Below are 11,739 nucleotides of genomic sequence, written 5' to 3' on the forward strand. Positions count from 1 at the left end.
AATATCGTCATACGGCCGCTCACAGTCAATTCTCACCGCTGCACTGCTCTCTCGCTGTGCGCAGCTTCAGACGCCGCTCGGCAACGAAACGGTAGCTTCGAATCGGCCTAAGAGCGGGTCTTCCGTGGTTGCCATCCAAGCAAGCAGCGCCGACTGACATGCGCGGAGCGATCCCTTGTGTGCTGGGTCGTCGGCCAGGTTCTCCAGGCAACTCGGATCTTTGGCGAGGTCGTACAGCTCATGGACTGCGCGCGTCCGGTAGAACTCGACGCGCTGCCGCACCGCATCATCAGAATCAGCGCGATCCTGCATGGCCTTCCACGTGAGCCCCAGCATGTTCTCGGCGACGTACTCCTCGCTGCCATCCGCCCATCCGTTCCAGATGTAGCCGAAGCCACGAGCATGAATGCATCGCATCTCGTACCGACGTTTGGCAGCGGTCTCATGGAATACGGTGACAATCGTCGCCGCCTCCGGGGTATCCTCCGTGCCGGTCAGAATGGGAACCAGGCTGGAGCCATCGACGCTGCCCGGCTCGACGCCCGCGACTTCGCACATCGTTGGGAACAGGTCGAGCATGGAGGTCAGCCCGACCCACTCGGACGCGGGTGTGACGACGCCCGGCCACCGCACGATCAACGGGGTGAGCGTCGACTGGAGGTAACAGTTCGCCTTCGAGAACGGAAAGGCCATCCCGTTGTCCGACAGGAAGATGACAAGGGTCCTGTCGGCGTGCCCCGCCGCGTCAAGTTCGTCCAGAACCGCCCGTACCACGTCATCACAGCGTCGCGCGGAACTCAGGTACTGCGCGTACTCGATCCGCACGTCCGGGAGATCCGGAAGATACCCCGGCACCGGGCCCGCATCGTCGGCGCGGAAGACCCGCGAGGGCTGCGGGATGACATCCGCCGCTTCGCCGAACATCGCCTCAACGTCGGCTGCGCCATGGAACGGGCGGTGCGGGTCGTGCGCGTTGACCATCGCGAACCACGGAGCGTCGGCCGACTCATCGAGGAACGACGCGAACGCCTCGGCGTACCGCCGAGGGTCGCGCCCCAGCCCGAGTTGCTTCATCTCGACAACCCTGTCCCAGCCGAATCGAGGGACCGGTTGCAGATGATTCACCTTCCCGAAGATCGCCGTGCGGTACCCGGCACCACCAAGAAGCTCGGTCAGGACCGGGATGTGATCCTGGATCGGTTCGAACCCTTCGGCGCCGTTGCGATGCGGCCACAACCCCGTCATGATCGCCGACCGGCTCGGTTGACAGACCGCGACTGCCACGTGTGCGCGCGTGAAGACCATCCCTTCCGCGGCAAGCCGGTCGAGTCGAGGCGTCGCGTCCCGATGGCCCCCGAAGGCACCAGGCGTGGTGCCCTCCATGTCATCGGCCGTGATGAGGAGGATGTTCCACTTCTCCATGAGATCTCCCGGTCAGCCCACAGCACGCGCGGTGGGGATCCCCCGCGCCTCGTGATCTGCCAGCACGTCCTGCCAAGGAATGACGCCGTGGCTCTCCGCCCATCTCCGGTACGACTCCGCGAGGTCCGCCACCAGCTCAGGTTCCCGCGTTGCGAGGTTGCGCGACTCGGTCCGATCATGGCGGATGTTGTACAGCTCCCAGTCCCCGCCCCATTCGCGGACGAGTTTCCAATCTCCGCGACGTACCGCGCTGTTTCCGATGTGCTCCCAGAACACCTCACGCTCCGCGCCTCGCTCGTCCGGAGCCCTGAGGATCGGAAGCAGACTGGTGCCTTCGGTGTCAGCGGTCGCGCCTAACGCATCCATCACTGTCGGCACGACGTCGATGACATGGCCGACCGCATGGCTGATCGTCCCCCCGGAGGGGACGCCGCCGTGAGGCCAGGCCGCGATGAAGGGTGTGGAAATGCCGCCTTCGTGCACCCATCGCTTCCACAAGCGGAAGGGTGTGTTCGAGACCGTCGCCCAGTCAGCACCATAACTCTGATAGGTCGTCGCAGGCCCGGGCATGATGCTCGGATCGTTGCCGATCGAGATCGGCTCGCCTTCTCGCGTCGTCGTCGGGCACACCATCTCGTTGAACGCCGACAGCCCGGGCGGAAGCTCCTCGGCGCATCCGCCGTTGTCGGAGAAGAAGAGGATGAGGGTGTCGTCGGCAACACCCGCCGCGTCCAGCGCGTCAAGGATCCTGCCCACGCCGCGGTCGAGTGATTCGACCTGCGCAGCGTATACCGACATGCGTTCGATCTGCCAGGCGGCCTCGTCTGCGGGCCATTCCGTCGCTACTTGGGCAGGTGGGAGCTTGTCCACGTCGGGCACCATGCCGATCTCTTGAAGTCGCTGGAGTCGTGCCGCACGAATCTCGTCCCAGCCGCCCGCGAATCGCTCACGGTACTTCTCGATGTCCTCGGGTGCGGCGTGGAGCGGCCAGTGGGGAGCCGTGTACGTGAGGAAAAGGAAGAAGGGCTCGTCGACGGCGGCGTGACGGCTGATGAAGTCGGCACCGTGCTCGGAGATGTCGTCGGTGAAGTAGAAGTCATCCGCCAGCGTCTCGATCGGCACGCGCTCCTCTCCCTCGACCAGCGGCGGCTGATAGAAGCTCGAGGCCCCTGGGAGGATTCCCCGGAATTCGTCGAAGCCGCGACGGGTCGGCCAGGTGGGCGACGGGGTGGTGAAGTCGCTGGCGAGGTGCCACTTGCCGAACAGCCCGGTCGTGTACCCGCGCTCGGACAGCCGCTCCGCGAGCGTGGGTACGTCGGTGGTGAGGGAGCCTGGATAGCCGTTCGGTCGATTGTCGGTGGTCAAGACGCCAATGCCCACGCTGTGCGGGTGGTGTCCCGTCATTAGTGCCGCGCGAGACGGCGAGCATCGAGGCGTCACGTAGTACGAGCTCATGCGGACGCCCCGGTCGGCAAGGCGTTGGAGCGCCGGCGTGTCGATCTCTCCTCCGAATGGCGCAATGTCGGAGAACCCGAGGTCGTCGGCAAGGATGATGATGACGTTTGGCGTGCTCACAGAGTGGTCTTTCAGCGTTCGGGGTGAGAGGTGGGATGACGGGCGCGGCGTCACGCCTGTGCTCGAGGTGAGTTGAGATAGGGCTCGAGGAGGTTCAGGAACAGCTCGACGTGACCGGCCCGGTCGAACGAAGGATCCAGCACCCATTGAGCGCCGAGACCGTGGGCGATCCCAAGCACCCATCGGGCGATCACCGTGGCGTCGACTCCTGGCGGGAGTTTCGATTCGTCGATCTCTCGGCGCACGGATTCGGTCATGCTCTGCGTGAGGTCGATGTTGCGCTGAACGAACCACTCATGACCCGGATGGCCCTCCGCCGTCGCCTCCGCGGCGAGGATGACGAAGAGCTGGACGAGCTCGGGTCGCCGGTCGTTGTCTTTGAGGGTTGAGACGTACGCATCCAGCGGCCGGACGCCTTCGGCCTCGCGGGCTCGCTTATCTTCCGTGTTGCGAGCTTCCCGCTCCTGCAGGACGGCGATCAGCAATGCCGCCTTCGACGGGAAATAGTGCAGGACGCCTGCCTGGGTGATGCCCACTTCCGCGGCGATATCCGCGAGACTTACACGGTTGAAGCCGGCTCCTGAAAACAGGGTCATTGCCGTGTCGAGGATCTCTCGTCGGCGGGCCTCGCCCTTCGCCTTGGTCGCGGTGCCGGGGCGGGCCGCGGCGCGCGGATCATCCAGGTCGTAAGCTTCAGCTCGTCTCATGATCTTCCTTCCCGCCGTTCAGGCGATCGCCTTGTCGAGATCCGGCGTCGCCGACAACAGCGTCCGGGTGTAGTCGTCCTGCGGGGCGCCGAAGATCTGCTCGGTCGTTCCCGTCTCCACGATCTGTCCCTTGTACATCACGGCGACGCGATGGCTGATCTCGCGGACCACGGCGAGGTCGTGGGAGATGAAGAGGAACGCCAGGTTGAACTCCTCCTGCAGGTTTCGCAGGAGGTCCAGGATCTGGGCCTGGATAGACACGTCGAGCGCCGACACCGGCTCATCGAGGATGAGGAGGCGAGGATTCGATGCAAGGGCCCGCGCGATGCCGATGCGCTGACGCTGACCGCCCGAGAACGCCCACGGGTACCGGTCGAGGTAGTCGGGACCGAGGCTCACGCGCTCGAGCAGTTCGATACTCCTCTCCCGCACCTGCCTGCCCGGTACGCCGGCGATCCGCAGGGCCTCCTCGAGGCTCTGTCCGGCGGTACGACGTGGGTTCAGTGAAGAGTAGGGGTCTTGGAAGACGTACTGGACGCTGCGGGCGACCTTTCGACGGTCTTCGGCGCTCAGCTCCAGGATCGAACGGCCGTCGACTCGGATATCGCCCTCCGTGACCTTGTTGATTCCTACGATGGTTCGCGAGAGGGTCGATTTGCCGCACCCGGATTCCCCGACGAGGGCGAGAGTCTCACCTGGTGCCACCGAGAGACTGACCCCGTCGACGGCGAAGAACGGCACGGGCGGTCGGAACATGCTGCGCCGTCGCGTGTTCACGTCGACGCGCAAGCCTTCGACCTCCAGTACAGGCGAATTCCGTTCATCTGGAGCGTCATCCCGCAACGGCGAGTCCATCTTCGGGATGGCCGCCATCAGACCGATCGTGTACGGCTCGCTGGGATCGGCCAGCACCTTGCGGACGGGGCCGCGCTCCACGATATCGCCGCGGTACATCACGACGACGTCGTCGCACAGCTCGGCGACGACACCCATGTCGTGCGTGATGAAGAGGATTGCGACCCCGAGGTCATCGCGAAGGCGACGCAGCAGATCGAGGATCTGCGCCTGGATCGTCACATCGAGCGCGGTGGTGGGTTCATCGGCGATGAGCACCGACGGGTTGTTGGCGAGCGCGATCGCGATAACCACACGCTGTCGCATGCCGCCGGAGAACTGGTGCGGATACTTTTCGGCGGCGACTTCAGGCTCGGGGATGCCGACCTTCCCAAGGAGTTCGATCGCACGCGCCTGGGCGGTCTTGGCATCCACGTCGTGGATGAGCATCGCCTCGGTGATCTGGTCTTTCACACGCATCACCGGGTTGAGCGCGGCCTGCGGGTCCTGGAAGATCATCGCGATCTCTTTGCCGCGCACGTCGAGCATCTGCTGCTCGGTGAGGGAGACGACATCCTTGCCACGGAGGCGCACGCTCCCGCCGGTCACCCGGCCTGGATGCCGGATCATCCGCATGATGGCCCGCGAGGTCACCGACTTCCCGGAGCCGGACTCGCCGACGATGCCCAGGATCTGTCCGGGGCGCAGATCGAAGGAGATTCCGTTGACCGCCTTGAGCGGACCGTTCGGCAGGTCGAAGGTCACCTCGAGGTCCTCGACCTCCAACAGCGGCGCCGTGGGGCTTGAACTGATCATTTGCGGTTCACCGTTTCATTGAGAGCGTCGGAGAGCAGGCTGAACGACATGGCCAGCAGGATGAGGATGATCGTCGGGCCGATGATGAACATGGGGGCCTGCTCGATGAAGCGCATGCCGATATTCAGCAGTGACCCGAGTGACGGCTCGGGCGGCTGGATGCCAAGTCCGATGATGCTCAGGCCGGCCTCGATGAAGATCGCGGCGACCACGAAGATGGCGCCGCCCACCAGGATCGGGTCGGCCACGTTCGGAAGTATGTGTCGGACGAGGATTGTGCCCTTGCCCACACCGAGCGTGCGAGCAGCGGTCACGTACTCGCGCTGCTCCTGCTCGAGAAGCGCCGCTCGCGCCTGCCGGCCGAAGAACGGCAGACCCGCGATCGTGATCGCGACCACGAGCGCACCCCACCCGGGACCCATGATCAGCACGATGCAGACTCCGAGCACGACCCCCGGGAATCCGAGGATGATGTCCAGCAGACGCTGCACGAACACCCCGGCGAACCGGGAGAGAGCACCGAGGAGTCCGAGTGCCGTGCCGATGATCATGCTCGCCGGCACGGCCACGATGATGATGGAGAAGTCCGTGCGAAGCCCGTAGAGCGTGCGGACGAGGAGGTCGCGTCCGAGCTCGTCGGTCCCGAAGGGGTGCGCCAGGCTCGGAGTCTGCAGAGCGTCGGCACTCTGCTGGTCGTAACCGTCCGGGAAGAGCACCGGGGCGAGAAGGGCGAGCAGCACCAGGATCGAGAGGATCACCAAGCCGGTGATACCGCGCCCGGTCTTAAAGGCCGCGAGGTAGCGGCGGAGCGTGGCGTTGGGAGTGAGGCGCCGCTGGCGACGCTGCAGGTTCCGTACGGTCTCCGTCGAGGGGACGGTCGCGTACTTCTGGGCATTCATCTCGGTCATCTCAAGCGTCCAATCTCACGCGCGGGTCTAGCGCGGCGAGGATGATTTCGGTGATGAGCTGGGACAGCACGGCGATCAGCACTGCACCCATGATGAGTATCTGGACCAGCTGATAGTCGCGGGAGTTCACGGCCTGCACGGCGAGCTGCCCGAGCCCGTTGCGGGCGAAGATCGCCTCGATGATGATGGCGCCGCCGAACAACTCGCCGACACGGAGCCCGATTGCCACGACGGCAGCTCCGAGGCTGGTGCGCAGCACATGTCGATATGCGATGCGGCGCGGGGACGCACCCTTCGCCCGGGCGAGGTCGACGAACTCTTCGCCCCGCGTGGTGTTCATGGTGGTCTGCAGCAGCCGCGAGATCGCAGGCGCCTGTGCCAGTCCCAGCGCAAAGGCTGGCAGGAGGAGGTATTGGATGCCGATCCCAGGATTCTCCAGCAGCCCCACCTCACCGCTCACGGGGAGCAGGCGCCACGTCACGCCGAACAGCACGATCAGCAGCAGGCCCGCGAGGAACGCCGGCGTGGCCAGCAGGAGGGTGTTGGTCGCGTCGACAGCGAAGCGACCCAGCTTGGACCGCTCGGACCCGCCCAGGATGCCCAGCCCCATCCCGATCACGATCATGAAGACGGAGGCAAGGAGTGCGAGTTCGATCGTGCTCTCGAGCCGGGTGGTGATCAGGTCGCTCACCGGACGGTTGAAGATGTACGACATCCCCAGGTTTCCCCGGAACACACCGCCGAGCCATGTGAGGTACTGCACCCACAGGGGCTGATCCAGACCGAGCGCTTGGCGGATCTCGTCCACCTGCTCGGGCGTCGCGTCCGATCCCGCGATTGTCTGTGCGGGATCACCGGGAGCGAATCGCGGCAGGAGGAACGCGATGATCGAGGTCGCGAACAGGACGAGGAGGATCGACGGGATCTTCCTGATGAGGAACTGGATCATGACATGCTCACTTCTGCGCCCCGGGGCTCGACGTTGAGGTACGCTCGCAGCCGCTGCACCGATTCGGGGCGCTGCTGCGCGAGGTCGTTCTCCTCGAACGGGTCGGAACTCACGTCGGTCAAGTAAGGATGCTCGAGATCGTCGCTCACGATCATCTTCTCCTCCGATGTGGTGACGGTCCTCCAGTCGCGCAGTTCGACCCACTTGTTCGCACCGTAGTGGCCGACCGCGGCCGCGATCTCCCGGGGAGACCTGGTGAGACCTGAGACGACGAACTCCCGGTGCACTTCGGTAGAGCCCTGCAGGACCCCCAGCACCGATCGCGCAGTCATGTGTCGAGGCTGCGCGACATCGGCGATTTCGAGGACCGTCGCTGCGATGTCCTCGAGGGACACCAGGGCATCGGACTGGACGCCATGCGCGGCGACGACGGGACCGCTGATGATCAGCGGGATGCGGATGCTGGGATCGAGGGCTATCTGCTTCCCCCAGATGCCGTGGTCCCCCAGCATCTCGCCATGGTCGCTCGTGTAGATGACGACGGTGTTGTCGAGGTCTCCCTCTTCTTCCAGGCGATCCAGGAAGATGCCCAAGTGCCGATCGATGTTCTCGATCATCGCCGCGTAGCGTCGGCGCACCTCGTTGTGGTCGCCGTCGAACGGGGCCGCGTTGTGAGGAGCAGGGAAGTCCACATCCGCCCACGCATCCCTCATCCGCTCCGTGACGTCCATGGGGTCGTGGGGGCCTGCGAAGTTGACGACGAGGTGCCAGGGCGTGTCACGAGGACGGCGATCCAGTAGCGAGTGCGCGTTGGCGGCGATCCAGTTGTCGAGATATGACTCCTCCGGCAGCGGACTGAGGGAGACATCACTGTAGGGGGCCTTCGCGCGTCGGCTGAAGTCGGAGAGGTGCGCTTCCGCCAGTCCGGCCTCGTAGAGGTGATGCATATACGGTCCGTGTGGCTGTTCACGTCCAGACCAGAGGGAATCGAACTTGCCCTCGTTGTCGATGCCGTCCGACATCCCCCACTCGCCCAGCAGGCGTGAGCCGTCGAGGTTCCAGTCGAATGTGGCCTTATGGAGATCGAACTTCCCCACTCCGGCGACGAAGTATCCCGCTTCGTCGCGCAGCTGGCGGTAATAGGTTCCGGCGTCCAGTGGGAGGTCGTGAAAGTTGTTCGGCACGGGAGTCGAGTCGTAGTCCAAGCCGGTCGCGAGGCAGGCGCGGGCCGGCGCGCACAGCGGCGACGGGGTCGTCGCGCGGCGGAACGTCACTCCATGTTCCTGGAGCCGCCGGATGTTCGGGGTGCGCACGGGAAGCTCACCCAGCCCTTCGAGCCAGTCGAAGCGGTGCTGGTCAGCGATGACGAGCAGCACGTTAGGTGCGGAAGTCACGGGGTGCCTTTCTCTTAGTGCCCCTCGCCCGCTGGCCGGGCGAGGGGCGCGTCCATCATTCGCTGACGAATGCGGCCTTCGCGTCGAGGTATCCCCGGGACGACAGCGTCAGCCCCTGGGCGGTGTCGGCCTGAACGACCTGACCGAGCACCTGAACGATATTGGCGGTGAACGCCTCATCGGCGATGTACTCCGTCAGCGCCTCGAGCGCTTGCCGATACTCGTCGTCATCCGATGCCGCAACCAGGTCGTCGCGCAAGGTTGCGTACTCGTCGGTCCAGAAATGCGAGGGGTTGCCTTCTCGCAGCGACGGCAGGGTATTCATCAGCGTGATCGGCCCTAGGCCGTTGAGACCATGCAGTGGCATGAAGGCCTGGCCGAGATCGCCGGCGATCTGCTGCTGTCCGAAAGCCTGGGTTTCGATCGGATTGATCGTGGGCACCAGTCCCACTTCTTCCAGGTTGTTCCGCACTACTTCGGCGACGCTCGTGTTGGAGGGAAGGCTGATGACGCTGATCGTCACGGCGGCACCGGCGGCACCGGCGTCTTCGAGCATCTGCTTCGCCTTCTCGGGGTCGTACTCGTACGCGTTCGCGAACTCATCCAGGTAGTCGGGTCCGTTCAGGTCCCAGAACTGGGTCGTCGCGACCGCGGAGTCGCCGAAGATCTGCTCGGCGATACGTTCGCGGTCGATGGCGAAGTTGACGGCCTGCCGCGCTTCCTTGCTGTCGAACGGGGCCTGCGTGACGTCGATGCCGAACGGGTACACGCTGCCGGCGGTGTTCGCGATTGTGAATGCACTGTTGGAGCTGAGGGACTGCACATCGACCGGGTTCATGCCGATCGCGATCTGGGACCGGTCGCTGCGCACCGCGTTCAGCATCGCCGTGCTGTCGGTGATCACCGCGATTTCGATGCCATCGAGGTGAGGAGACTCGCCCCAGTAGTCGTCGTTCTTGGTCAGGATGATCTCAGATCCCGGTGTCCAGCTCTCGAAGAGAAAGGGACCGGTGCCGACGACTTGCGAGCCATCGGCCAGTCCCGCCGCCGTCTCGGAGTCGAGGACGTAGGTCTGCTCGAAGAAATCGAAGATATTGGGAATCGGCGCCGCGAAGCTGATGACGAGCTCGGTGTCACTGACGACCTCGACGTCGGAGAACTGCTTGGCGATATAGCCGACCTGGGCGCTCGAGGCTGCGGACTGTTCGATTGAATACTTGACATCGTCCGCTGTCATGGGCCGCCCCGTGTGGAAAGTCACGTCGTCCCGAAGCGTGACCTCCATTGAGAGGCCGTCGTCGGCGACGGACCATCCGGTCGCAAGCAGCGGCTGAGGCTCGCCCTCCTCGTCGAGGAGCGTCAGGGTCTCGAACACATTCGATGCCCAGCTGGAGTTGCCGAGCCTGCCCGCCAGCACGTTGTTCGGCTGGGCGTCGGAACTCTGCGCGATGGTGAGTACCCCACCGTCGACGGGCTCGCCGGACGGGCCACCGGATTCCTCGAGGTCGACCGCCGACTGACAGCCACCCAGGGCGATCGCCAGGGCCGCCACCCCGGCGGTGACCGCGAGCCAAGGACGCCGTGATTGCTTGAACATCTTTGTTGCTCCTCCACGTTGAGAACTGCTGTGATTGCAAACCTAGCAAGTACTTAGTAGGTTTGCAATCACCGAGGACCGCCAGCGAAGGAGCAGGCCCATGCAAGAGCGACGTCCAAACATCTTGTGGATCATGGCGGACGAACTGCGCGCCGACGCGTTGAGCTGCTACGGGAACACGCATCCGGAGATCTCGACGCCACATATCGACGCCCTCGCCGCCCGGGGTGTGCTATTCGAGCGCGCATACACGTCGTCTCCCGTGTGCGTGCCCGCGCGGCAGGCGATGCTCGCGGGTCAGAGCCCGCTCGACTCGGGAGTGCTCAACAATGAGGGCTACACCCCCGCAGGATGGACCGAGCCCGAGATGTTCCCGGAAACACTCGCTCAGGCCGGTTGGGCCACCCGCAACTTCGGCAAGGAGCACCTCCCTGGGGGACGGTCGCCCTGGCAATCCGATGACCACTCTGGCGCACATATGGGTGACCTTCTCCAGGTCGCGCGGCAGCATGGTGCCGAGATCGTGCGAACACCCGAGATCGGCCACGTCATCTCCGCGCGCCTCCCGCAAGGAGTGCGACTGGGATCCGAGGTCATCACGGAGTCGACGGTCAACTGTCTCGCCGATACTGACGCACCGTTCCTCGTGCGCGCGTCATTCGTACAGCCGCACAAACCGATGGTCGTGCCAGAGCCCTGGGCCAGCCGCTACGCCGATCTCCACTTTGATGCTCCTCGCCGCCCCGACAACGCCCCGAACGCCTTCCAGCGCGCGTGGGGAGAGCTGACACAGGGCGCTGCGTTGAGCGATGAAGAGGCGCAACTGTCCTTCCAGCAGTACCACGCGTGCGTAGCCTGGTTGGACGACCAGGTCGGGCAGATCATGACAGCGCTGGACGAGCACGGCCTCCGCGAGTCCACCATCGTGATCTTCACCACTGATCACGGTGCATCGCTGGGCGAAGACGGCGTCCTTGCCAAGCACACGTTCGCGCCTGAGAGTCATCGAGTGCCGCTGATCTTCTCCTGGCCGGGTGTGCTCCCGGAGAACACTCGGCGCGGCGACCTCACGGTCAGTGAGGACCTTGCGAACACCGTTCTCGGCCTTGCTGGCGTACAGCCACCCGCCAGCATGACGGGGCGCGACCTCTTCCGCGAAGGTGCCCCCGATCACGTCCTCTCTGCGATCGGCTACGGCGACGCGTCCAGCCGCGCGTTCCCCAACCGCGACGCCGGGAGCTGGAACGACGGAAGAGGGTGGCCGCAGCGCGTGTGCGTCCGCACCGAACGTTACCGACTGGATGTCACCACGCGACGCGGCGGACAGCTCGTCGCAGAGGAGGAGCGTGATGGCTTCTTCGCGGACACTCTGGTCGACCAGCAAGAACGGACCAACAGAATCGCGCTGCCCGAATATCAACGGATCATCGACGAAATGCTCGGCCTCGCCCTGAACGCCAGCGCCGCCATTCCCGAGCCGGACGTCCGCGCCGACCTGTTCGAGGCCACGCGCGCGGCGACGAAGGCGGTCTGAGCG

At 64.9% G+C, this 11,739-nt stretch carries 9 protein-coding genes; 1 reads left to right on the forward strand and 8 read right to left on the reverse strand.

The window, feature by feature from the left end:
- Positions 1–66: 66 nt before the first annotated feature.
- From MRBLWS13_RS05965 to MRBLWS13_RS06000, 8 genes are read right to left on the reverse strand one after another with little or no spacing between them, the layout of a single operon-like run.
- Positions 67–1,422 carry a sulfatase gene (locus MRBLWS13_RS05965; RefSeq protein WP_349428105.1) on the reverse strand — a complete coding sequence of 452 codons (1,356 nt, stop codon included), beginning with the start codon at positions 1,420–1,422 and terminating at the stop codon, positions 67–69.
- Between the two features lie 12 nt (positions 1,423–1,434).
- Positions 1,435–2,997 carry an arylsulfatase gene (locus MRBLWS13_RS05970; protein WP_349428106.1) on the reverse strand — a complete coding sequence of 521 codons (1,563 nt, stop codon included), beginning with the start codon at positions 2,995–2,997 and terminating at the stop codon, positions 1,435–1,437.
- 50 nt (positions 2,998–3,047) lie between these two features.
- Positions 3,048–3,704 carry a TetR/AcrR family transcriptional regulator gene (locus MRBLWS13_RS05975; protein ID WP_349428107.1) on the reverse strand — a complete coding sequence of 219 codons (657 nt, stop codon included), beginning with the start codon at positions 3,702–3,704 and terminating at the stop codon, positions 3,048–3,050.
- A gap of 18 nt (positions 3,705–3,722) precedes the next feature.
- The gene (locus MRBLWS13_RS05980; protein ID WP_349428108.1) at positions 3,723–5,354 is read right to left on the reverse strand and encodes an ABC transporter ATP-binding protein; all 1,632 of its coding nucleotides are present in this window, start codon (positions 5,352–5,354) and stop codon (positions 3,723–3,725) included.
- On the reverse strand, positions 5,351–6,262 hold the full coding sequence (locus MRBLWS13_RS05985; RefSeq protein WP_349428109.1) for an ABC transporter permease: 912 nt from the start codon (positions 6,260–6,262) through the stop codon (positions 5,351–5,353). Before MRBLWS13_RS05985 ends, MRBLWS13_RS05980 begins: the two co-directional genes overlap by 4 nt.
- Before the next feature lies 1 nt (position 6,263).
- Positions 6,264–7,211, reverse strand: coding sequence for an ABC transporter permease (locus MRBLWS13_RS05990; protein WP_349428110.1), 948 nt, complete (start codon positions 7,209–7,211; stop codon positions 6,264–6,266).
- A complete protein-coding gene (locus MRBLWS13_RS05995) occupies positions 7,208–8,605 on the reverse strand; it encodes a sulfatase-like hydrolase/transferase (RefSeq protein ID WP_349428111.1) in 1,398 nt (465 codons plus the stop codon). Before MRBLWS13_RS05995 ends, MRBLWS13_RS05990 begins: the two co-directional genes overlap by 4 nt.
- A 55-nt stretch (positions 8,606–8,660) precedes the next feature.
- Complete coding sequence (locus MRBLWS13_RS06000) at positions 8,661–10,157, reverse strand: ABC transporter substrate-binding protein (RefSeq protein WP_349428112.1); 1,497 nt, start codon at positions 10,155–10,157, stop codon at positions 8,661–8,663.
- A 178-nt stretch (positions 10,158–10,335) separates the two neighbouring features.
- Here MRBLWS13_RS06000 and MRBLWS13_RS06005 point away from each other — a divergent pair, with 178 nt between their 5' ends.
- Entirely contained in the window at positions 10,336–11,736 is a 1,401-nt protein-coding gene (locus MRBLWS13_RS06005; RefSeq protein WP_349428999.1) for a sulfatase-like hydrolase/transferase, read from the forward strand.
- Positions 11,737–11,739 lie beyond the last annotated feature (3 nt).

This window comes from Microbacterium sp. LWS13-1.2 (assembly GCF_040144835.1).
Lineage (GTDB): Bacteria > Actinomycetota > Actinomycetes > Actinomycetales > Microbacteriaceae > Microbacterium.